The organism is Amycolatopsis sp. NPDC049253 (assembly GCF_040678995.1).
GTDB lineage: Bacteria > Actinomycetota > Actinomycetes > Mycobacteriales > Pseudonocardiaceae > Amycolatopsis.
In genome coordinates this window covers 158,554-179,555 of record NZ_JBFAQX010000003.1, presented here as the reverse complement: position 1 = coordinate 179,555, position 21,002 = coordinate 158,554, and the positions used below count along the sequence as shown (strand labels likewise).

Annotated in this window: 20 protein-coding genes and 1 pseudogene; 12 read left to right on the top strand and 9 right to left on the bottom strand. The window is 71.4% G+C overall.

The genetic code is table 11. The annotated features are described in order from the left end of the window. Window positions 1-16 precede the first annotated feature (16 nt). Genes AB0K15_RS08370 through AB0K15_RS08355 form a run of 4 tightly spaced genes read left to right on the top strand, consistent with a single transcriptional unit; the run spans window position 17 to window position 2,828 of the window. Window positions 17-709: a DUF4142 domain-containing protein gene (locus tag AB0K15_RS08370; RefSeq protein WP_364047159.1), complete on the top strand. Its 693-nt coding sequence runs from the start codon at window positions 17-19 to the stop codon at window positions 707-709. Next, complete coding sequence (locus AB0K15_RS08365) at window positions 702-1,310, top strand: ferric reductase-like transmembrane domain-containing protein (RefSeq protein ID WP_360596967.1); 609 nt, start codon at window positions 702-704, stop codon at window positions 1,308-1,310. The genes AB0K15_RS08370 and AB0K15_RS08365 overlap by 8 nt, the downstream gene beginning before the upstream one ends. Next, window positions 1,307-1,531, top strand: a complete 225-nt coding sequence (locus AB0K15_RS08360) for a ferredoxin (protein WP_220238256.1) — start codon at window positions 1,307-1,309, stop codon at window positions 1,529-1,531. The genes AB0K15_RS08365 and AB0K15_RS08360 overlap by 4 nt, the downstream gene beginning before the upstream one ends. Then, entirely contained in the window at window positions 1,524-2,828 is a 1,305-nt protein-coding gene (locus AB0K15_RS08355; RefSeq protein ID WP_364047155.1) for an NAD(P)/FAD-dependent oxidoreductase, read from the top strand. The genes AB0K15_RS08360 and AB0K15_RS08355 overlap by 8 nt, the downstream gene beginning before the upstream one ends. A gap of 87 nt (window positions 2,829-2,915) precedes the next feature. On the opposite strand, the gene AB0K15_RS08350 is transcribed toward AB0K15_RS08355, so the two are convergent. The 4 genes from AB0K15_RS08350 to AB0K15_RS08335 are packed head-to-tail and all read right to left on the bottom strand — an operon-like array spanning window position 2,916 to window position 6,546. Then, window positions 2,916-4,067: an acetyl-CoA C-acetyltransferase gene (locus AB0K15_RS08350; RefSeq protein ID WP_364047152.1), complete on the bottom strand. Its 1,152-nt coding sequence runs from the start codon at window positions 4,065-4,067 to the stop codon at window positions 2,916-2,918. After that, window positions 4,060-4,659: a TetR/AcrR family transcriptional regulator gene (locus AB0K15_RS08345; protein WP_364047149.1), complete on the bottom strand. Its 600-nt coding sequence runs from the start codon at window positions 4,657-4,659 to the stop codon at window positions 4,060-4,062. Before AB0K15_RS08345 ends, AB0K15_RS08350 begins: the two co-directional genes overlap by 8 nt. Before the next feature lie 10 nt (window positions 4,660-4,669). Beyond that, the gene (locus AB0K15_RS08340) at window positions 4,670-5,434 is read right to left on the bottom strand and encodes an SDR family oxidoreductase (protein WP_364047146.1); all 765 of its coding nucleotides are present in this window, start codon (window positions 5,432-5,434) and stop codon (window positions 4,670-4,672) included. Next, window positions 5,431-6,546 (bottom strand): acyl-CoA dehydrogenase family protein, encoded by a 1,116-nt coding sequence (locus tag AB0K15_RS08335; protein WP_364047143.1) that lies wholly within the window; start codon window positions 6,544-6,546, stop codon window positions 5,431-5,433. The genes AB0K15_RS08340 and AB0K15_RS08335 overlap by 4 nt, the downstream gene beginning before the upstream one ends. A 71-nt stretch (window positions 6,547-6,617) precedes the next feature. Here AB0K15_RS08335 and AB0K15_RS08330 point away from each other — a divergent pair, with 71 nt between their 5' ends. From AB0K15_RS08330 to AB0K15_RS08295, 8 genes and pseudogenes are all read left to right on the top strand, one after another. After that, window positions 6,618-8,213 (top strand): FadD3 family acyl-CoA ligase, encoded by a 1,596-nt coding sequence (locus tag AB0K15_RS08330; RefSeq protein ID WP_364047140.1) that lies wholly within the window; start codon window positions 6,618-6,620, stop codon window positions 8,211-8,213. After that, window positions 8,206-9,024, top strand: a pseudogene (locus AB0K15_RS08325) (enoyl-CoA hydratase); the annotation flags it as partial. The gene AB0K15_RS08330 and the pseudogene AB0K15_RS08325, both read left to right, overlap by 8 nt. A 161-nt stretch (window positions 9,025-9,185) precedes the next feature. Continuing rightward, on the top strand, window positions 9,186-10,319 hold the full coding sequence (locus AB0K15_RS08320; RefSeq protein ID WP_364047137.1) for an acyl-CoA dehydrogenase family protein: 1,134 nt from the start codon (window positions 9,186-9,188) through the stop codon (window positions 10,317-10,319). Further along, window positions 10,316-11,452: an acyl-CoA dehydrogenase family protein gene (locus tag AB0K15_RS08315; protein ID WP_364047134.1), complete on the top strand. Its 1,137-nt coding sequence runs from the start codon at window positions 10,316-10,318 to the stop codon at window positions 11,450-11,452. Before AB0K15_RS08320 ends, AB0K15_RS08315 begins: the two co-directional genes overlap by 4 nt. Continuing rightward, the gene (locus tag AB0K15_RS08310; protein WP_364047131.1) at window positions 11,449-12,555 is read left to right on the top strand and encodes an acyl-CoA dehydrogenase family protein; all 1,107 of its coding nucleotides are present in this window, start codon (window positions 11,449-11,451) and stop codon (window positions 12,553-12,555) included. Before AB0K15_RS08315 ends, AB0K15_RS08310 begins: the two co-directional genes overlap by 4 nt. Window positions 12,556-12,634: 79 nt before the next feature. Continuing rightward, window positions 12,635-13,669, top strand: coding sequence for an acyl-CoA desaturase (locus AB0K15_RS08305; RefSeq protein ID WP_364047127.1), 1,035 nt, complete (start codon window positions 12,635-12,637; stop codon window positions 13,667-13,669). 10 nt (window positions 13,670-13,679) lie between these two features. Continuing rightward, complete coding sequence (locus AB0K15_RS08300; protein ID WP_364047124.1) at window positions 13,680-14,750, top strand: MBL fold metallo-hydrolase; 1,071 nt, start codon at window positions 13,680-13,682, stop codon at window positions 14,748-14,750. A gap of 363 nt (window positions 14,751-15,113) precedes the next feature. Continuing rightward, on the top strand, window positions 15,114-15,368 hold the full coding sequence (locus AB0K15_RS08295; protein ID WP_220238245.1) for a Smr/MutS family protein: 255 nt from the start codon (window positions 15,114-15,116) through the stop codon (window positions 15,366-15,368). Window positions 15,369-15,375: 7 nt separating this feature from the next. On the opposite strand, the gene hsaB is transcribed toward AB0K15_RS08295, so the two are convergent. The 5 genes from hsaB to AB0K15_RS08270 all read right to left on the bottom strand — a co-directional run bounded on the left by hsaB (window position 15,376) and on the right by AB0K15_RS08270 (window position 20,985). After that, a complete protein-coding gene (gene hsaB / locus AB0K15_RS08290) occupies window positions 15,376-15,912 on the bottom strand; it encodes a 3-hydroxy-9,10-secoandrosta-1,3,5(10)-triene-9,17-dione monooxygenase reductase subunit (protein WP_364047121.1) in 537 nt (178 codons plus the stop codon). 564 nt (window positions 15,913-16,476) lie between these two features. Next, window positions 16,477-17,376: an iron-dependent extradiol dioxygenase HsaC gene (gene hsaC, locus AB0K15_RS08285; RefSeq protein WP_364047118.1), complete on the bottom strand. Its 900-nt coding sequence runs from the start codon at window positions 17,374-17,376 to the stop codon at window positions 16,477-16,479. Then, the gene (hsaD, locus tag AB0K15_RS08280; protein WP_364047115.1) at window positions 17,376-18,206 is read right to left on the bottom strand and encodes a 4,5:9,10-diseco-3-hydroxy-5,9,17-trioxoandrosta-1(10),2-diene-4-oate hydrolase; all 831 of its coding nucleotides are present in this window, start codon (window positions 18,204-18,206) and stop codon (window positions 17,376-17,378) included. The genes hsaC and hsaD overlap by 1 nt, the downstream gene beginning before the upstream one ends. After that, window positions 18,206-19,375, bottom strand: coding sequence for a 3-hydroxy-9,10-secoandrosta-1,3,5(10)-triene-9,17-dione monooxygenase oxygenase subunit (hsaA, locus tag AB0K15_RS08275; RefSeq protein ID WP_364047112.1), 1,170 nt, complete (start codon window positions 19,373-19,375; stop codon window positions 18,206-18,208). The genes hsaD and hsaA overlap by 1 nt, the downstream gene beginning before the upstream one ends. A gap of 29 nt (window positions 19,376-19,404) precedes the next feature. Then, complete coding sequence (locus tag AB0K15_RS08270) at window positions 19,405-20,985, bottom strand: FAD-binding protein (protein ID WP_364047109.1); 1,581 nt, start codon at window positions 20,983-20,985, stop codon at window positions 19,405-19,407. Window positions 20,986-21,002: the final 17 nt, after the last annotated feature.

Genomic DNA, 21,002 nt, shown 5'->3' with positions numbered 1-21,002 from the left:
CCTTCGCATCGTTTTCGTGGTGCTCGCCGCCACCGTGCTGCTGCAGCCGCCCCCCGCGTCCGCCCAGACCGGCGTCGACGCCGGCGACCAGCTGCTGCTCGTGAAGGTGCGCCAGGCCGGTCTGTGGGAGATGCCCGCCGGGACGTGGGCCGAAACCCGCGGCGCGAGCCCGAAGGTGCGGGAAGTCGGCGCCGCGATCATGGTCGACCACGGCCGGCTCGACGTGATGACGCGCCAGCTCGCCGCGAAGCTCCACGTCGCACTGCCCGCCGAGCCGTCGGCCGAGCAGATGGGCTGGCTCAACGAACTGCAGAACGCTCCCACCCCGCAGGACTTCGACCGCATCTTCGCCAACCGGCTGCGCGCGGCCCACGGCCAGGTGTTCTCCGTCATCGCGCAGGTCCGCGCCGGTACGCGCAACCCCGAGATCCGCGCGTACGCGACCGTCGCGAACCAGGCCGTGCTGCGGCACATGACGCTGCTGGAGAGCACCGGTTTCGTGGACTTCACCGCGCTGCCACAGGCCAACGTGGCCAGTTCCGCGGCGCCCGCGGGCGCCGCCCTCGACCTGCAGACCGGCGACGTGCTCACCGGCGCGCTGGTGATCCTGCTGGTCGGCGGCGCGACGCTGCTCGGGGTCCGTTACGTCAAGTCGGGCCGCCTGCGCGGCGGCCGGCTCCGCCCGAACTCAGGAGAAACCCATGGTTGACACCGTCCACGAGGCGGTGACGACCCTCGCACAGCAGTCCACCGATCCGGCCGCACGCGGCATCGCGGCGCTCTCTGCGAGGCTGTCGTACGCGTTCATGTGCCTCACGTTGTGCTGGGGCGTCCTCACGGCCACCGGCTGGGTGCGCTCGGTCACCGGCCGCAAGGCCCTGCGCAGCGGCCACCTGACGCTGGCGACGCTCACGCTCGCGTTCGGCTGCCTCCACGCGCTGGGGTTCCTCTACCTCACGGTGAACCCGTTCTCGCTGGCCTACATCACGGTCCCGTTCATGCCGGGCACGCTCGCGCGGCACACGTTCGGCATCGTGGGACTGGAGCTGATGCTGGCCATCGCGCTCACCACGTGCGTGCAGCGCTGGACGTCGTACCGGCGCTGGCTGTGGCTGCACCGGCTGGCCTACCCGGCCGTCGCGCTGACCGCGTTGCACGCGTTCTTCGGCGCGATCGCCAACGGTCACCTCGCGACGCTGTGGCTCGTCGGCATCACGCTGCTGGTCCCTCCGGTCACCCTGGCGCTGCTGCGGTTCCTGCCGCCGCGGACGCTCGAGCGCATCGGGCTCGTCGAGGAGCAGGTGGCGTGAAACTTCCCGGCAGCGGGCCGCGCGTGAGTGTCGACAACGACCGGTGCGAGCTCTACGGAATCTGTGCGATGGAGGCCCCCGGCCTCTTCGACCTGGGCCGGGACGGGCGCCTGCGCTTCCGCAAGCGCCTGCTCGAACCCGAAGACATGACCCAAGCGATCGCCGCGGCCCGGGTGTGCCCGATGCAAGCGGTCGTGCTGAGAGGGGAACTCGATGGCTGACGGCGACCGGATCGTCATCGTCGGCGCAGGTGTCGCCGGCCTGCGTGCGGCGGAACGGCTGCGTGAGCTCGGTTTCGACGGCGAGATCGTGGTGGTGGGCGACGAGGCCCGCCGCCCGTACCACCGGCCGATGATCTCGAAGCAGCTCGTGATGGGAGCGGCCCGGCCGCCCGACACCACGCTGCGGGCCTACGGCGACCTCGACGTCCACTGGCGGCTCGGCACCCGCGCGACGCACCTCGACACCGTTGAGCGCGTCGTGCACCTGCCCGGTGGTGAGGCACTTTGGTACGACGGGCTCGTACTGGCCACCGGCGTGGTGCCGCGGCACCTGCCCGGCTCGCCGCGCCACGACCCGCGCGTGCGGGTGCTGCGCACGATCGACGACGCGCTGGCCGTGCGGCACTGCCTGCACGCGAGCAACAAGCCGGCCGTGGTGATCGGCGGCGGCCTGATCGGCAACGAGTTCGCCGCGAGCATGCGCCACCTCGGCCGCGACGTCACGCTCGTCGGCCACGCCAAGGCGCCGCTGCACCGCTTCGGCAGCCGGATCTCCGACGCGGTGGTGAAGCTGCACAAGGAACACCGGACGAAGCTCGCGATGGGCTCGGAGGTGCGCCACTGGATCAGCACCGACGACACCGTCGGGCTGCACCTGACGAACAACAAGCTGCTCGTGGCGAGCTGCGTGGTACTCGCGATCGGCAGCGTCCCGGCGGTCGACTACCTGCGTGGCTCGGGCCTCGACGTCGAGGACGGCGTGCTGTGCGAGCCGACGCTGTTCGCCGAGGGCGCCGACGACGTGGTGGTGGCGGGTGACCTCGCACGCTGGCCCAACCTGCGCTTCGACGAGGTGCCGCGTCGCGTGGAGCACTGGATCAACGCCGTGGAGTCGGCGCGCGCGGCCGCGGAGAACCTGATCGCGGGCCGGTCGGCGGCCATGCCGTTCGCGCCGCTGCCGCGGGCGTGGTCGACGCTGTACGACGTGCGGCTGCAGATGGCGGGCATGCCGTCGCTGGGCGAGGACACCGTGTCGCTCGCCGACGGCATCACCGGGTTCATCCACGCGGGCCGGCTCGTGGGCATCACGGCGTGGGACAAGCCGCGCGCGATGCTCGACTGGACGGCCGAGCTCGACCGGCGGCTGCCCGTGCCGGACTACACCCCGGTGGCACCTGCGCCGGTCGATGCGTGGTCCGAGGACGAGCAGTTCGACACCGACGAGCGGTTCGACACCCAGGAGTTCTACGCGGAGTTCGCCGACGAGCTCGGCACCGTCCAGGACTACGCGCGGTGAGAGCCGGGGGTGGCCGCGCGCGGCGGCCGCCTCCTCCCGCCGGTCACCACACCGTCCCTGCGGCTGGGCGGTGTGGTGGCCGGCCCTTCAGAGCCGTTCGACGATGGTGACGTTGGCGGTGCCGCCGCCTTCGCACATCGTCTGCAGGCCGAATCGCGCGTCTCGGCGTTCGAGCTCGTGCAGGAGGGTGGCGAACAGCTTCGTGCCCGACGCGCCGATCGGGTGGCCGAGCGCGATGGCGCCGCCATTGACGTTCACGCGGTCCGGGTCGGCGCCGGTCTCGTCGAGCCACGCGAGCACGACGCTGGCGAACGCCTCGTTGACCTCGAACAGGTCGATGTCCCGGATCGTCAGGCCGGTCTTGCGCAGCGCGTGCGCGGTCGCCGGGATCGGGCCGGTGAGCATCCACACCGGATCCGCGGCGCGGACCGACAGGTGGTGGATGCGTGCTCTGGGCTTGAGCTTGTGCTCGGCGACGAACTCCGCCGAGGCCAGCAGCGTCGCGCTGGCGCCGTCGGACAGCTGGCTGGCGACGGCTGCGGTGATGCGGGAACCGTCGGAGAGCGGCTTCAGCGCGGCCATCTTCGCGAGGCTGGTGTCGCGACGGGGACCTTCGTCCACGCGGAAGTCGCCGTACGCCACGAGTTCGGCGTCGAAGCGCCCTTCGTCGATGGCGGCGGCCGCGCGTTCGTGGCTGCGCAGCGCGAACTCCTCCAGCTGCGCGCGCGAGAGGTCCCAGTGCCGCGCGATGAGGTCGGCGCTGCGGAACTGCGAGACCTCCTCGGCGCCGTAGCGCTCCTGCCAGCCTTTCGAGCCCGAGAACGGGTCGGGAAACCCCAGCTCGCGCCCGGCGAGCATCGCGGACCCGATCGGCACGGCCGACATGTTCTGCACCCCGCCCGCGAGCACGAGATCGGCCGTGCCGCTGAGCACCGCCTGCGCGGCGAAGTGCACGGCCTGCTGGCTTGAACCGCACTGGCGGTCGACGGTCACGCCCGGCACGTGGTCCGGGAAGCCGGCGGCGAGCCACGCGGTGCGCGCGAGATTGCCGGCCTGCGGCCCGAGCGTGTCGACGCAGCCGAGGATCACGTCGTCGACCAGCGCCGGGTCCACGCCGGTGCGCTCGACGACCGCGTTGATCACGTGTGCGCCGAGGTCGGCCGGGTGCACCGCGGCGAGCGCGCCGCCGCGCCGGCCGACGGGCGTGCGCACGGCGTCGAGCACGTAGGCCTCAGCCACGGCGCTTCCGTTTCGCGATGCCGTCGAGCAGGATGCCGAGGTACTGGTCGGCGACGTCGTGGGCGCTCAGCGCGCCTTCGGGGTTGTACCAGCGCACGGCGACCCAGACCGTGTCGCGGATGAAGCGGTAGACGAGCTCCACGTCGAGGTCGGGGCGGAAGACGCCGGCCTCGACACCGGCGGTGAGGATGCCGTTCCAGAGCTTGCGGAACTCGGCGTTGCGGTCGTTGAGGTAGGCGAAGCGCGGCAGCTGCATGAGGTGCTGGGCTTCGTTCTGGTAGATCGCGACCTCGGCGGGACGGCGGTGGATCGAGTCGAACGACGCGACGACCACGGCTTCCAGCGTCTCGCGCGGGCCTTTGCGCTCCGCGACGATCTCGGCGTAGGCCCCGAACAGCTCGTCGAGGAAGCCGGAGAGGATCTCGTCGGCCATCGACTCCTTCGAGTCGAAGTGGTGGTAGAGGCTGCCCGACAGGATGCCCGCGGCGTCGGCGATGTCGCGGACCGTGGTGGACACGTACCCGCGCTCCGCGAACAGCTTCGCGGCGAGCGCGAGCAGCTCGGCTCGCCGGGATCCGGGGGCGTTCTTCACTGGTTCCACCTCACGCGTGCTGGGCACTGACCGACACCACCTCGCCGGTGAGGTACGAGGCGTACTCACTGGCGAGGAACACCATCACATTCGCCACCTCCCACGGCTGCGCCGCCCTCCCCGAGACCTCACGCGCGGTGAGCTCGGCGAGCAGCTCGTCGCTGGTCACCTTCGCCAGGTTGGCGTGCATCGCGAGGCTGGGCGCGACGGCGTTCACGCGCACGTCGTACGGCGCGGCGTCCACGGCGGCGCACCGCGTCAGGGCCATCACGCCGGCTTTGGCGGCGGCGTAGTGGGCCTGGCCTTCCTGCGCGCGCCAGCCGAGCACCGAGGCGTTGTTGACGATGGCGCCGCCGGTTTTCTGGACCGCGAACCGGCGCAGGGCGGCGCGGGTGGCGCGAAACGTGCCGGTGAGCGTCACGTCGAGCACGCGCGACCACTCGTCGTCGGACATGTCGAGCAGGGAGCACGTGCCGCCGAGGCCGGCGTTGTTGACGAGCACGTCGAGGCGGCCGAAGTGCTCGACGGCCGCGTCGACGAGGTGCTGCACGTCTTCTTCGCGGGTGACGTCGCAGGGCACGCCGGGGACGCCGAGGTCGGCCGCGGTCTCCTTGAGGCGGCGTTCGTGGCGGTCGCTGATGAGGACGTTCGCGCCTTCTTCGAGGCAGCGTTTCGCCGCGGCGGAGCCGATGCCGGTGCCGGCCGCGGCGGTGATCACCACGACCTTGTCCTTGAGCAGGTTGTTGCCGCTCGGGTACTCCGGGACGGTGATCACGGGCGGGCCTCCCGGGGCAGGCCGAGCACGCGCTCGGCGATCACGGTGCGCTGGATCTCGTCGGAGCCGCCGTAGATCGTGTCGGCGCGGGAGAAGAGGAACAGCCGTTGCCAGCGGTCTTCGGTCGCGACCAGGCCCGCGGCGCCGCGCACGAGCATCGCCAGCTCGCCCAGCTTGCGGTGCCAGCCGGCCCAGACCAGCTTCGCGACAGAGGCGGCGCCCGGTCCACCGGGTGCTCGGAGGGCGTGCGCGTGCATGACCTCGAGCCCCACCCAGGCCCGCGCGATGGCCTCGGCGACGTGGGGATCCCTTGCCGCACCGGACGTTTCGGCGAGTTCGGTGATCGCCTCCAGCTCCCGGCGGAACCCGGCCTGCTGGCCGAGCGTGGCGACATCGCGTTCGAACCCGAGCAGACCCATCGCGACCCGCCAGCCGTCGCCGGGCGCGCCGACCACGAGGTCCTTCGCGGTGCGGGCTTCGGTGAAGAAGACCTCGTTGAACTCGGCAGTGCCGGTAAGCTGGCGGATCGGCCGGACTTCCACGCCGTCCTGGCGCATCGGGACGAGCAGGAAGGACAACCCGTGGTGGCGCTTGCTGTCCGGCTCGGTGCGGACGAGCGCGAAGCACCAGTCGGCGACCTGGGCGAGTGAAGTCCAGACTTTTTGGCCGGTGATCACCCACTCGTCGTCCTGGAGCCGGGCTTTCGTGGCGACCGAGGCGAGGTCGGACCCGGCGCCGGGTTCGGAGTAGCCCTGGCACCACAGCTCGTCGACCGAGAGGATCTTCGGCAGGAACCGGCGTTGCTGGGCTTCGGTGCCGAACTCGATGAGCGTCGGCCCCAGCAGCTCCTGTCCGAGGTGGCTCACCCGCGCGGGCGCGTCGGCGCGGGCGTACTCCTCGTGGAAGGCGACCTGCTGCTCGATCGTCGCGCCGCGGCCGCCGTGCTCCACGGGCCAGCCCAGCCCGTTCCACCCGGCGGCACCGAGTTTCCGTTCCCAGGCCCGGCGTTCGTCGAACGCTTCGTGCTCGCGGCCGGGCCCGCCGAGGCCCTTCAGCGCGGGGTCGAGGTGCTCGGCCAGCCAGGTGCGGATCCGCGTCCGGAACTCGTCCACCGCGTTCTCCTCTCTGGCCTCGGGGCTCGTCCGTAGGTTACCCTACCAAGCACTTGCTAGGGAGGTCTGCGATGACGCTGACGGTTCCCGCAGCGCTCGACGCGGCCGCGGAGCGGGACCCCACGGGCGAAGCCGTGGCCGACGGCGACGTCCTGCTGACGTGGGCCGCCCTGCGCGAGCGCGTGCGGACCTTCGCGGGCTTCCTGCGTTCCCGCGGCGTGGGCCCCGGTGATCGGGTCGCGGTGTGCTCCCCCAACACATGGCACTGGGTCGTGGCCGGCCTGGGCATCCTCTACGCGGGCGCGACACTCGTTCCGGTGAGCACCCGGTTCACCGCCCGGGAAACCCTCGACGTTCTTTCCCGGGCCCGGGTCTCGGGCCTGGTGATCACGGGCCGGTTCCTCGGCACTTCACGGCTGGCCGCGCTGGACTCCCTGCCGCCGCTGGTGGTGCGCGTGCCGGTCGAGCTCGCCGAGCCTCCGGTCCCGGGCGTCGTCGAATGGTCCGATGTGGATGGCACGTGCGGTTCGGTGGCGGTGACCCCGGACGACGTCAGCGACATCCTCTTCACCTCCGGCACCACCGGCCGCAGCAAGGGCGCGATGAGCGCACATCGCCAGGCCCTCGGTGTGGCCGACGCGTGGGCGTCGTGCGCCTCGTTGTCCGCGCGGGATCGCTACCTGGTGGTGAACCCGTTCTTCCACAGTTTCGGTTACAAGGCCGGCATTCTGGCCTGTGTCCTGACGGGTGCCACGATCGTCCCGCAACGCGTCTTCGACGCTTCCTCGACGTTGCAGCTGATCGAGCAGGAACGCATCACCGTGCTGCCCGGCGCCCCGACCGTCTACCGGATGCTGCTCGACGCCCCGGACCGCGCCCGCCTGGACCTCTCCACCTTGCGCCTGGCCGTCACCGGCGCGGCCACCGTCCCCGCTGCCTTGGTCTCCCGCATGCATTCCGACCTGGGCTTCGACACGGTGCTGACGGCCTACGGCCTGACCGAAGCCGTCGTCGCCACCATGAGCCGGCCGGCGGATTCGCTGGACGTCATCTCCCGCTTCTCCGGCCGCCCCACCGCCGGCTTCGAAATCCGCCTCGGCGACCACGACGAGATCCTTCTCCGCGGCCCCAACGTCATGCTCGGCTACCTCGACGACCCGGCCGCCACCGCGTCCGCCATCGACCCCGCCGGCTGGCTTCACACCGGCGACGTGGGCTTCCTGTCCCCCGACGGCAACCTCCGCATCACCGACCGCCTCAAGGACATCTACGTCAGCGGCGGCTTCAACGTCTACCCCGCCGAAGTCGAGCAGGTGCTCGCCGCCCACCCCGCCATCGCCGACTCCGCCGTGGTCGGCCGCCCCGACCCCCGCCTGGGCGAAGTGGGCCGCGCCTACGTCGTCCCCCACTCCGGCGCCGCGTTGTCCGCCGAGGCTGTCCTGGCGTACTGCAAGGAGAATCTGGCCAACTACAAGGTGCCGCGCTCAGTCGAGTTCGTCCGCGCGCTGCCACGCAACCCTTCGGGCAAAGTCCTCAAACGCCTCCTCCGCGAGACCTCGACGCCCGGCCCCGCCGAGGACGAGTCGTGCACGAACGCCGCAACCCCATCGTCCTCGTCACCGTCAGCCGGCCGGACCACCGCACCCGGGGAGAACACCGATGCCTGAAGTCCTCTACGAGCGCCGCGGGCCGACCGCCGTCGTGACCATGAACCGGCCGGAGTACCGCAACGCCCAGAACTCCGCGATGACTTACGCCCTCGACGATGCCTTCACCCGCGCCGTCGAGGACGCCAAGGTGAAGGTCATCGTCCTGGCCGGCGCGGGCAACCACTTCTCCGCGGGCCACGACATCGGCTCCCCCCGCCGTGACGCCGACGTGTCGTTCCCCCGCCGCGCCGTCACCTGGTGGGACCACGTCGACGCCCCCGGCGCCGACCGGCGCTTCGCGCGCGAATCGGAGGTCTACCTCGGCATGTGCCGCCGCTGGCGGGACCTGCCGAAGCCCACCATCGCCGCCGTTCAGGGCGCCTGCATCGCCGGCGCCCTCATGCTCGCCTGGACGTGCGACCTCATCGTCGCCTCCGACGACGCCTTCTTCGCCGACCCCGTGGTACGCATGGGAATTCCCGGCGTCGAGTACTTCGCCCACCCCTGGGTGCTGGGCCCGCGCGCCGCCAAGGAAGTCCTCTTCACCGGCGCGCGCTTCTCCGCCGGCCAGGCGCTGACGTGGGGCATGGTGAACCGCGTCGTCCCCCGCGACTCCCTGGAATCCGAGGCCCTCTCACTCGCCGGGCAGATCGCCGAGATGCCCCGCTTCGGCCTCGCGCTCGCCAAAAAAGCCGTCAACCAAGCCGAAGACCTCATGGGCCTGCGCAACGGCACGGACTCCGCGTTCGCCCTCCACCACCTCGCCCACGCCCACAACGCCGAAACCTCCGGCGACTCCCTCGGCGGCCACACCGCCCGCTCCATGCGCCACCCCGCACCGCGATCGCCCCAGCCCAGCCGGACCGACGCTGCCCACCGGCCCACAGACCGCAGTCCCGAGCCCACCGAACACGCCACCGATCGCCGCAACTCAGTCGATCTCGGGCCCGAGCCCGCCGATGGTGCCGCCGAAACCGGAGCGTGAGCCCAGTGGATCTCGACCTGGGCGCGGATGCCCAGGCATTCCGCGACGAAGCCCGCGAGTGGCTGTCCACACACGTGCCCCGCAATGCTTTGCCCTCGTTCGACACCGCCGAGGGCTTCGCGGCACACCGGGCGTGGGAAGAGGAGCTCGCCGACGCACGGTGGTCCGTCGTCTCCTGGCCCCGCGAGTACGGCGGCCGCGACGCGAGCCTCCTCGAGTGGGTCCTGTTCGAAGAGGAGTACTACGCCGCCGGCGCACCCGCGCGGGTGAACCAGAACGGCATCTTCATGCTCGCCCCCACCCTCTTCTCCCACGGCACCCCCGAGCAGCTCGCCCGGATCCTGCCCAAAATGGCCCGCTCACAGGAAGTCTGGGCCCAGGCGTGGTCCGAACCGGACGCCGGCAGCGACCTCGCCTCCCTGCGCAGCACCGCCACCCGCACCGACGGCGGCTGGCTCCTCAACGGCCAGAAGACCTGGAGCTCCCGCGCGGCCTTCGCGGACCGCGCCTTCGGCCTGTTCCGCAGCGAGCCCGGCTCGGCCCGCCACCGCGGCCTCACCTACCTCATGGCCGACTTGCGCGCCCCCGGCGTCACCGTGCGCCCCATCCCGCAGCTCGACGGCGAGCCCGGCTTCGCCGAAATCTTCTTCGACGACGCCTTCGTCCCGGACCCCGACATCATCGGCACTCCCGGCGACGGCTGGCGCGTCGCCATGACCACCGCCGCCAACGAACGCGGCCTCTCCCTCCGCAGCCCCGGCCGCTTCCTCGCCGCCGCGCGACGGCTGGCCGCCCTGTGGTCCACTTCGGACCGCCCCGACGCCACGGCCGCCCGCGTCGCCGACGCCTGGATCGGCGCGCGCGCCTACCAGCTCCACACGTTCGCCACCGTCACCCACCTCGCCGACGGCACCCAACCCGGCCCGGAAGCCAGCGTCACCAAGCTCTTCTGGTCACACCTCGACCTCTCCCTCCACGAAACCGCCCTCGACCTCCTCGGCCCCTCCGCCGAACTCCGCGGCCCCTGGCCCGACGGCTGGCTCTTCTCCCTCGCCGGCCCCCTCTACGGCGGCACCGACCAAATCCAACGCGGCATCATCGCCGAACGCCTGCTCGGCCTCCCGAGAGGAGACCGATGAGGTTCACCCTGTCCCCCGACCACCGCGACTTCGCCACCTCCCTCACGGCCCTCCTCAACACCCTCGACTGCGACGCCGCCACCCGCGCCTGGGCCACCGGCAACCCCGGCCCAGGCCTGAAAATCTGGCGCCGCCTCGCCGACCAAGGCCTCCAGGCCCTCACCGTCCCCACCCACCACGGCGGGCTATCCGCCGACGCCGCTCCGCCCATCGATCGCGCGTCAGCCGGCAGCGCTCCTTGGCCCGGTGGTCGCGCTTCATCCATCGACGCGCGTCCTGCCGACCACGTCGCTCCAGCCGCCCAAGGCGGCTCGGCCGACCACGTCGTCTCGCGCGCCGCTTGTTCCGCGGCAACCGAGACCGGTTCGGCCGACACCGGCGATTCCGGCGCCAACATCGTGGATGCCGTCGTCGCCTTCGAGGTGCTCGGCCGCTTCTGCCCGCCCGGGCCGTGGACCGACGCCGCGGTGCTGCCGCTGCTGCTCGACCACGAGGTGCTGACCTCCGTGGCCATCGGCGAAACGCTCGTATCGCTCTCCTTCCCTCCGTACGTTCCCTACGCCCTCGACGCCGACATCGCCGACGCCCGCTACCTCGTCGACGGCGCCCGCCTCCGCGCCTTCACACCCGGCGCTGCCCTCTCCTCCCTCGACTCGGCACGCCGCCTGTTCGAGCCCCTGCCCGGCGCCGACGTCGGCCCTGCGCTCGCGCCGACGCGCGCGTTCGACCTCGGCGCCCTTCTCACCGCGGCCCAGCTCCTCGGCTCCGGCCGGTGGCTTCTCGAAACCTCGGTCGCCCACGCCCTCACGCGCCGCCAGTTCGGCCGCGAGATCGGCCGCTACCAGGCCGTGCAGCACCTCCTCGCCGACGTCGCCACCGCCCTCGAGCTCGCAACGCCCCTCCTCTACGGCGCCGCTGTCACCGCCGAGCCCGCCGACGTCTCCGCCGCCAAAACCGCCTGCGGCGACGCCGCCCACCTCGCCGCCCGGACGGCCCTCCAGGTCCACGGCGCCGTCGGCTACACCGCCGAACACCCGCTCGGCCTGCGCCTCACCCGCGTCCGCGCCCTCATCGGCACCTGGGGCACCCCGGCCGAACACCGCCGACGAGTCCTGGCGGCGATCGCGCCGTGACGTTCACGCCCGAGCAGGACGACCTCCGCGCCAGCGTCCGCAAGCTCCTCGACCGTGAGGCCGAGCCGTGGCCCGCCCTGTGTGCTCAGGTCGGCGTCGCCGCCCTCACGGTGCCCGAGCGATTCGGCGGGTTCGCCACCGAACCGGCGCCCCGGCCGGCCGATCCGGCCCACCGCGCCGGCCCACGCCGTCCGTCCAGCCCGGCCCGCTCAGCCGTCCCAGGCAGCCCGGAACACGCCATCGGCCTCACCGAGGTGCAGATCGTCGCGGAAGAACTCGGCCGCAACCTCACCGACGTGCCCTTCCTCGGCTCCTCCGTCCTCGCAGTCACCTCCCTTCTCGGCACCACCGATACCAACGCCACCGACACCGAGGCCCTGGCCCGCCTGCTCCCGGCACTGGCCGAGGGCACCGTCGGCGCTCTCGCCTGGACCGCCGACGGACGCTGGGACCCGCTGCAGCCCGTCTTCACCGCCGACGGGTCCGTAGTGGACGGAACCGCCCACTACGTGCTCGACGCCGCAGGCGCCGACGTCCTCCTGGCCGCCGCCCGAACCTCGGACGGACCCGCCCTTTTCGAGGTCGACCCTGCGCACCCCGGCGTCCGCTGCGAACCCGTGCCGACGATGGACGAGACCCGCCACCTCGCCACCGTGACGCTCGACCGAGTCCGCGCACGTCCGCTCGGACCGGTCGACCTGGCGCGGGTTCGCGACGTCGCCTGCGCCGTCCTCGCCGCCGAACAGGCCGGGGCAGCGTCACGGGCGCTGGAGCTCACCGTGGAGTACACGCGCCAGCGAGTGCAGTTCGGCCGCCCGATCGGGAGCTTCCAGGCGCTCAAGCACCGGATGGCCGACCTCCACGTGCTGGTGGAGACCGCGCGCTCCGCCGCCTACGCCGCGCCGGCCTCGCCCCGGCTCGCGGCGGTGGCGAAGGTGCACTGCAGCGAGGCGTTCGCCGAGGTCGCCGCCGAGATGATCCAGCTGCACGGCGGCATCGCCATCACCTGGGACCATCCCGCGCACCGGTACTTCAAACGAGCACACGCGGCCGCGCAGCTATTCGGCGCACCCCATCACCACCTTCCGCGCGTCCACCCCTAGCGGGGTGGGGCCACCCCCCGTACGGGTCCTGGGGTCTGCCGGGTTCTGCTCGGCCGGCTTCCCCGAAAAACTCGACGAGGTGACCACAGACAATCTCGTCCTCCCGGCCGCGGCCGGCCCCGGCAGCGACTTCGCCCGTCTCTCCCGCCGCATCACCGACGCGGGACTGCTCGCGCGTCGCCCCGGCTACTACACGGCCAGGATCGCCGTGGTGACCACCCTCTTCGCCGGCGGCTGGGTCGCCTTCGCGCTCCTCGGGGACTCGTGGTGGCAGCTCGCCGTCGCCGCGTTCCAGGCCTTCATGTTCGGCCAGATCGCACTGCTCTCCCACGACCTGGCCCACCGCCAGGTATTCCGCACGCGACGCCCGTCCGAAGCCGCCGGGCTCCTCGCGGGCAACCTGGGCGTGGGCATGAGCTACGGCTGGTGGATGGACAAGCACACCCGCCACCACGCGAATCCCAACCACGAGGAGCTGGATCCCGACGTCGACCCCGACATCCTCGTGTGGTCACAGGACCAGGCCCGCGCCAGCCGCGGCGTGCCCCGGTTCATCGGGCGGCACCAGGCGTTCCTGTTCTTCCCGCTGCTCACGCTCGAAGGCCTGAATCTGCATTGGTCCGGCATCCGCGCGGTCGCCCGGCCCGGCCTGCGCCGCCGTGGCCTCGAGGCCACTCTTCTGACCGTGCACTTCGCGGCCTACCTCACCGCGTTGTTCGTGGTCCTCCCGCCGGGCCTGGCCCTGCTCTTCCTCGCCGTCCACCAGGGACTGTGGGGTGTCTACATGGGATCGATCTTCGCGCCCAACCACAAGGGCATGCCGACGCTGACCGGCCGCCCCCAGCTCGACTTCCTCCGCAAGCAGGTGCTCACGTCGCGCAACGTCCGCGGAGGCGCGGTCGTGGACGTCGCCCTCGGCGGCCTCAACTACCAGATCGAGCACCACCTGTTCCCGAGCATGCCGTCGGTGCACCTGCGACGCGCGCAGCCGATCGTGCAGGGCTACTGCGCCGAGCTCGGCATTCCCTACCTGCAGACCAGCCTCGTGGAGTCCTACCGGCAGGCGCTGACCCACCTCCACGAAGCTGGGGCTCCTCTCAGGAAGCGTTCGTAGACTCGGGGGCATGCTCAGGAAAACTGTCTCGGCACTCGGTGACCTCCCGGTGGCCTTCGGCGCGAAGGCCACCGGCGCGCGTGCCGAGCGAATGCGCCGTTCGCCGCAGTACGCCGACGGCGTCTTCCACAACGCCTCAGCCACGCGCTCCTCCCCGTCGCCCTCGGCCGCCGGCGGCATCCTGCGCGAGCTGCTCTTCGGCGACGATCGCGACCGCCGTAAGCCGGCCGGGGAGATACCGCTCGTGGCCGACGTCGCCGCGGACTCCGCCGAAGGCCTGTTCCTCACCTGGTACGGCCACGCCTCGACGCTCGTCGAGATCGACGGCGCTCGCGTGCTGTGCGATCCGGTGTGGAGCGACCGGGTGTCGCCCGCCGCTTTCGTGGGCCCGCGCCGCCTGCATGCCGCGCCGGTGCCGCTGGACGCGGTCGGCCGGGTCGACGCGATCGTGATCTCGCACGACCACTACGACCACCTCGACCTCGCCACCGTGCGCGCCCTGCTCGAGGCGCACGACGCGCCGTTCCTCGTGCCGCTGGGGGTCGGCGCGCACCTGGAGCGGTGGCACGTGCCGGCCGCGCGGATCGTGGAACTCGACTGGCACGAGGAAGCCGAGGTCACCGGCATCCGGTTCGTCGCGACGCCGGCCCAGCACTTCTCCGGCCGCGGCATCGGCAACGACAGCACCCTGTGGACGTCCTGGGTGATCTCCGGGCCGCAGCACAAGGTGTTCTACAGCGGGGACACCGGCTACTTCGACGGCTTCGCCAAGATCGGCGAGGAGTACGGCCCGTTCGACGCCACGCTCATCCAGGTCGGTGCATACGCCCCGCACTGGCCGGACATCCACATGACGCCGGAAGAGGGCATCGCCGCGCACATCGACGTTCGAGGCGGGCTGCTCGTGCCCGTGCACTGGGCCACGTTCTCCCTCGCCATGCACCCGTGGGGTGAGCCCGCGGACCGCGTGTGGCGCGAGGCCAAGGCGAACGACCTCGCCCTCGCCGTGCCGAAGCCTGGTCAGCGGATCGACGTGGCGAACCCGCCCGCCGTGGACGGTTGGTGGCAGACCCTGGGGTGACGCCCGGAGTCTTCGCTCGCCGTCCGTGGGACGACGTTCCGGTCTCCGGCGCGCACGAGCTTGTTTGCGCGCCGCCGAATTGACTTCTGCTGGGTACATCGCTGATCCGTTCTCGCGTAACGGTGTCGGTGTGCTGCTCGAGGGCAGAAATGGTTGCTGCTGAAGGATTCCCGCGCCGATGAGGACGAGGCGGAGTCACGCCGCGTCCGGCTGCTTTGATGAATCCGACGTTAGCGCGCCGCAGGCGGCAATCGCCGCCTTCACCCGAGCAACCACCCGATCGTGCGAACATCTGTTCGATAGGGGGTGTGCCGGAGGCTCGGTCCGGTCGTCTCGCGGGGTGCTCGTGGCACGCTGGACGGCATGAAGCTCAAACTCGACCTGCACGACATCTACAACCGCAGCGGCGAGATCGACCGGGCGCTGCGGGCGGTGATCGACGAGGCGGTGGCGAAGAAGGCACCGCTCGTGGAGATCATCCCGGGGAAGGGGTCGGGGCAGCTGAAGAAGCACGTGCTGCGGTTCTTGGAGCAGAAGGAGATCAAAGCGCTCTACCACCGCGTGGAGAAGGACAAGGACAACTTCGGCCGGGTGTTCGTGCATTTCCGCTGGAAGTGAGGCTTCGCTACAGCCAGTCGTCCGGCCGGGGCCAGGGCAAAAGGGCCGCGAGTGGGTCGGGGACCGGTTCCGTGACGGTGTACTGGCCGCGGTGGAAGAGGAGCGGCCGGGCGTCGGAAGTGTCGCCGAGTGCGGTCACGCGGCCGATGACGACGTGGTGGTCGCCGGCGGGGTGGACGGCCTCGAGGGCGCAGTCGATCCAGGTGAGGGCGCCGTGGATCAGCGGGGCGCCGGACGGGGCGGGATGCCAGGCGACGGTGGCGAACTTGTCGTCGCCGCGGGCGCCGAAGGTGGCGCTGAGGCCGCGCTGGTGCTCGGCGAGGACGTTGACGGCGAAGCGGCCCGTGGCGGCGAGGATCGGCCAGGTGTGCGAGGTGCGGGCCACGCAGAACAACGCCAGCGGCGGATCCAGCGACAGCGCCGCGAACGACTGACACGCGAACCCGACGGGAGTGGCCCCGTCGCGGCCGGTGACGATGGTGACGCCGGTGCAGAAGTGTCCCAGCACGGCGCGGAACCGGGACGGATCGAGTACGGCGGTCATCCGGGCCTTACCGACGCTTCGGCCAAGGCGCGGGACGCAGGCGCAGACGGCTGCGAAGGATTGTGGTCGGCGGGGACTGACGCAAGAACGGCGGCCCGGCGAAGACACCACCGTGGTGGCACGCGCGGACAACATTGCGAAACAGTGCGGGCTTCGAGAACCGCCGCCGAAGCCCCTGCCCCGCAAAGACACCGCGGTGCGAGCGCACGCGGAGAAGACCGAGAAGCAACGCAGTCACCGGGGACTGACGCAATAGCGCCACGAACACACTGCCGCGCTGACCCGCGTGGTCAAAGCTACGAAGATGCGCACACATCGAGAACCGACGCAGCAGTCCAGGCCCCAATGGGGCAATGCGGTGCGGACCTCTGCAGACAAGCCTACGATATAACGTAGTCATCGAGAGCCGATACTGAAGACGCGGCCTTAGATGGGCAACGCAGTGCGGGCGCGCGCGGGCAAAACTGCGAAACAGTGCGGGGTTCGACAAGCGTCGCAGAAGCTGGGCCCCCACAGGGACACCGCCGCACTGGCGCGCGCGGAGAAGACCGAGAAGCAACGCAGTCATCGAGAACCCACGCTGAAGTCGTGGCCCCACAAAGACACCGCGGTGCTTTCGCGGGCGAGCCAGGTGGTGTCGTCGACTTGGCGGCCTTCGCAGCCGTATTCGAGGTCGAAGCCGCCGGGGGTTTTCATGTAGAAGGAGAGCATGAGGTCGTTGACGTGGCGGCCGAGGGTGGCGGACAGCGGCACCGAGCGGCGGTGGGCGCGGTCGAGGCAGAGGCCGACGTCGTCGGTGGAGCCGACTTCGAGCATGAGGTGGACGATGCCGCTGGGGGTGGGCATCGGGAGGAACGCGAGGCTGTGGTGGCGGGGGTTGCAGCCGAAGAAGCGCAGCCACGCGGGTGGGCCGTCGGCGGGGCGGCCGACCAGCTGGGGTGGCAGGCGCATGGAGTCGCGGAGGCGGAAGCCGAGGATGTCGCGGTAGAAGGCGAGCGCGGCGGCGTCGTCGTGGGTGGAGAGGACCACGTGGCCCAGGCCTTGGGAGCCGGTGACGAAGTGGTGGCCGTAGGGGCTCACGACGCGGCGGTGTCGGAGGGCGACGCCGTGGAAGACTTCGAGCGTGGTGCCGGACGGGTCGGCGAAGCTGATCAGTTCGGCGACGCGGCGGTCGGCCAGTTCGTCGGGCGTGCCTTCCTTGTAGGGCACGGAAGCGGCGGCCAGGCGGGTGCGGATGTCGTCGAGTTCTCCGGCGTTGGCGGCTTCCCAGCCGACCTGCGCGAGGCGGTCGGCGGGGCCCTCGACGATGACGAGGCGGGCGGGGAAGTCGTCCATGCGCAGATACAACGCGTCGGGATCGGGGCCGGTGCCTTCGACGAGGCCGAGGACCTTCAACGCATAAACGCGCCAGGCGGGGACGTCGGTCGCTTCGATGCGGAGGTAGCCGAGGGAACTGATGGCCATCACGGGCTCCCCAGGAAGTCGAGGGTCAGGCGGTTGAACTCGTCGAACTTTTCGAGCTGGGCCCAGTGCCCGCAGCCGCCGAAGACGTGGAGTTGGGCGCGCGGGAGGGTTTTCAGGGCGAGGAGGGCGCCGTCGAGGGGGTTGACGCGGTCTTCGCGGCCCCAGACGAGCAGGACTCGTTGGCGGAGGCGGTAGGCGTCGCGCCAGAGGAGGCCGTCCTCGATGGACGAGGCGAACGACTGGCCGAGCGAGCGCATCGCGGCCAGGGATTCCGGGGACGAGGCGGCGGCGAAGCGCTCGTCGATCAGCTCGTCGGTGATCAGGGACTGATCGTGGACCATGATGCGCAGGAACGCGGCCATGCGGTCGCGCGTGGGGGAAGCAGCAAAGCGGCCCAGCAGGCGCACGCCCTCCGTCGGGTCGGGTGCGAAGAGGTTCAGGCTGAGGCCGCCGGCGCCCATCAGGACCAGGCGGCCGGCCCGCGCCGGGTGGTCCAGGGCCAGGCGCACGGCGGCGCCCGCGCCCAGGGAATTGCCGACGAAGTGGGCGCCCGAGATGCCGAGGGTGTCCATGAGGCCGACGATGGCCTCGGCGCTGTGGCGGAAGTAGTGGGGGTGCTCGGTGGGTTTCGACGACTGACCGAAGCCGGGCTGGTCGACGGCCAGCGTGCGGTACACCTTGCCGAACTCCGGCAGGGTGCGGCCGAAGTTGGACCACGCCGAGGCACCCGGGCCACCGCCGTGGAGGAGGATCACGGTCTCGGCGTGCTCGGCGCCGGCTTCGTGGTAGTGCAGCGAAAGTCCACTCGGGACGGAGACGACAGAGCCCATCACACCATCGCATTCTCGACGGGCAGCCCGAAGGCGCCGGTGCCGAACATGACGTACGCGCGCTCGGCGTCGTTGGCCGCGTGGACGCGACCGGCGTGCGCGTCGCGCCAGAAGCGCTGGATCGGGGTGCCGCGTTGCAGCGCGCGGCCGCCGGAGTTTTCGAAGAGGCGGTCGATCGCGCAAATCGCGCGTTCGGTGCCGCGCACCTGGTCGCGCCGCACACGCAGCCTTGTGGCGAAAGGCAGCTTCTCGCCGCGGCGGGCCAGCTGGTACAGCTCGTCGATGTTGTGCGTGAGCTGCAGCCACGCCGCGTCGATCTCGCTGGCCGCCTCGGCGATGCGGATCTTGGCGAACGGGTCGTCCTGCGCTTTCTCCCCCGCGTACGCCGCCCGCACCCGACTACCCTGGTGCTCCACGTGCGCGTCGTACGCGCCTTGGGCCATGCCGATGATCGGCGCGGTGATCGTGCTCGGGTGCACCGAACCGTAGGGCAGCTTGTACAACGGCCCCGGGTTCACGTCCTGCCCCGGCGTCCGGCACTTCGAGGTGGCCACAAAGGACAGTGCGCGGTGCGCGGGTACGAAGACGTCCTCCACCACCACGTCATTGGACCCCGTGCCCCGCAGGCCCACCGTGTCCCACACGTCCACGACGGAATAGTCGGACAGCGGCAGCAGGTATGTGCAGAAGTCCACCGGCGCGCCGTCCGCGAACGCCGGCGCGCCCAGCAGCACCCACGTGCAGTGGTCGCAGCCGGACGAGAAGCTCCACCGGCCCGACAGCCGGTAGCCGCCGTCGACGACCGTCGCCTTGCCCATCGGCGCGTACGACGACGAGATCCGCACGTCGTGGTCCTCACCCCACACGTCTTCCTGCGCCCGCGCGTCGAACAGCGCCAGGTGCCACGGGTGGACCCCGAGGATGGACGCGACCCAGCCTGTGGACCCGCACGCGCTCGCCACGAGTTTCACGGCGGTGTAGAACGTGACCGGGTCGGCTTCCAGCCCGCCGTACGGCTTCGGCTGCAGCAGCCGGAAAAATCCCGTCTCCTGCAACGCCTTGACGGACTCGATCGGCACGCGCCGCGCGTCCTCGGTCTCCTGCGCGCGTTCCCGCAGCACCGGGAGCAGGTCACGCACCCCCGCGATCACGGCAGCCAGCTCGCTCATCGGCCGTCCTCTCGTTCGACAGACCAAGACTAGAACACGTTCTCGTTTTTGTCGACGCGGTCGGGCTCCATGGCGCTGCTCTTCCCTGCCCGACGCCCGGAAAACACGCAGTCCGCCAGCGAAAGGCCGCTCACGTAGGACCTGGAACAGATTCCCACCGCCGTCCGTCCGGCCGCGTACAGGCCACGCACTCCGGCCACCGCGCCGGTCTCCTCGTCGACCACGAGCCCGCCCAGCGTCAGCATCGGACACGGATAGCCGAGGCTCGGCTTCACGGACACATCGATCAGCGAAAACGGCGGGGTGTCCAACGGCCGCGCGAACTCCGCGGGCTTCCCCGCCGGGTCCGGGCCTCGCCGGTACGCGGAGTACGTCGCCCGCAACCCCTCCGGGTCGACACCGGCCTGCCGCGCGACCTCCTCCAAAGAAGCACCCGTGACGCGACCCCGGCCGAGCAGGTACCGCAGCTGCAGCCATGCGAACCACTGCCCCTGCTTGCGCCCGTCGCGCCGAGCCTCGCGGACCACCGGCTCGTCCACGAGCAGCCAGCCGCGCCCGCCGTGCGCGGTGATCATCCGCTCGCCGATCGCCGCGCCGTACCGGGATTCGTCGATGATCCGCCGCCCGTCGGCGTCCACGAGCAAGCCGCCGAGGAACGCCGCCGGCGGCGTGAGGAACCGCCACGCCGAGATCCGGTCCATCTCCGCGACCCGGCCGCCCACCGACAGGCCCAGCTCGATGCCCGAACCGTCGTCGGCCGAGGTCCCCAGCGCGAGCCCGCCGCGATACGCCGGCGCGTGGTCCCGCACCAGCGCGCGGTTCGCGATGAACCCGCCCGCCGCGAGCACCACACCGCGACGCGCGACGATCCGCACCTCACGCGAATACCGCTCTTCCAGCCGCTCCACGCGCCGATGCAACGCCCGACGCAACGGCGGCACATAAATCCCCGGCTTCGCGGCGTACGAGGCCAGCACCACATGCCTCCACCGAGCCCAAGCAGGAGCCACACTGTCCGCGACAACCCCCGAGACCGCACCAGAAGCATCCGTCACGAGACTCCGTGCCCGGGTCTGCGGCACCACCCGCACCCCCCGCTTCCGCGCCGCCGCGAGCAGCCGCGCCATCAGCAGCTTCCCCGACGTGCCCGGCCCCTTCACCCGATGTCCGCGCGGCGCCGGCGCGGCCGCGTCCCGGAACCCGCCGGACACCTCACTCCCGGAGTAGTACAGGTAGTGCGCGTCGCTGGGATACGACGTTTTGTACGGGCACAGACTCCCCTCGAACGGCACCCCCAGCCCCTCGAGCCACCGGATCGCCTCCGGGCTGGTTTCGCAGAACCACCGCAACGTCCGCGAGGACACCACCCCGTCGGTCTCCAGCCGGAGGTACTCGAACATCGCGTCGACGCTGTCGGAGGCCCCGGCGTCGATCTGCTGCGAAGTGCCGCCCCCGGCGTAGACCACGCCACCGCTCACGCGGCTCGCGCCACCCCCCGAGAACCGGTCGAGGAGCAGTACCTCGGCCCCCGCGTCGGCGGCCTCGATGGCCGCGCACGCGCCGGCCGCGCCGGCTCCGATCACGACGACGTCTGCCACGAGCTCGTCCATGCCGGCCACCCTAGAAC

What these genes read in the sequence shown, in the direction of transcription:
- AB0K15_RS08365 (WP_360596967.1), top strand. Translation starts at nt 702, where the DNA reads ATGGTTGACACCGTCCACGAGGCGGTGACGACCCTCGCACAGCAGTCC.
- AB0K15_RS08355 (WP_364047155.1), top strand. Translation starts at nt 1,524, where the DNA reads ATGGCTGACGGCGACCGGATCGTCATCGTCGGCGCAGGTGTCGCCGGC.
- AB0K15_RS08330 (WP_364047140.1), top strand. Translation starts at nt 6,618, where the DNA reads ATGACGCTGACGGTTCCCGCAGCGCTCGACGCGGCCGCGGAGCGGGAC.
- AB0K15_RS08315 (WP_364047134.1), top strand. Translation starts at nt 10,316, where the DNA reads ATGAGGTTCACCCTGTCCCCCGACCACCGCGACTTCGCCACCTCCCTC.
- AB0K15_RS08300 (WP_364047124.1), top strand. Translation starts at nt 13,680, where the DNA reads ATGCTCAGGAAAACTGTCTCGGCACTCGGTGACCTCCCGGTGGCCTTC.
- AB0K15_RS08295 (WP_220238245.1), top strand. Translation starts at nt 15,114, where the DNA reads ATGAAGCTCAAACTCGACCTGCACGACATCTACAACCGCAGCGGCGAG.
- hsaB (WP_364047121.1), bottom strand. Translation starts at nt 15,912, where the DNA reads ATGACCGCCGTACTCGATCCGTCCCGGTTCCGCGCCGTGCTGGGACAC.
- hsaC (WP_364047118.1), bottom strand. Translation starts at nt 17,376, where the DNA reads ATGGCCATCAGTTCCCTCGGCTACCTCCGCATCGAAGCGACCGACGTC.
- hsaD (WP_364047115.1), bottom strand. Translation starts at nt 18,206, where the DNA reads ATGGGCTCTGTCGTCTCCGTCCCGAGTGGACTTTCGCTGCACTACCAC.
- hsaA (WP_364047112.1), bottom strand. Translation starts at nt 19,375, where the DNA reads ATGAGCGAGCTGGCTGCCGTGATCGCGGGGGTGCGTGACCTGCTCCCG.
- AB0K15_RS08270 (WP_364047109.1), bottom strand. Translation starts at nt 20,985, where the DNA reads ATGGACGAGCTCGTGGCAGACGTCGTCGTGATCGGAGCCGGCGCGGCC.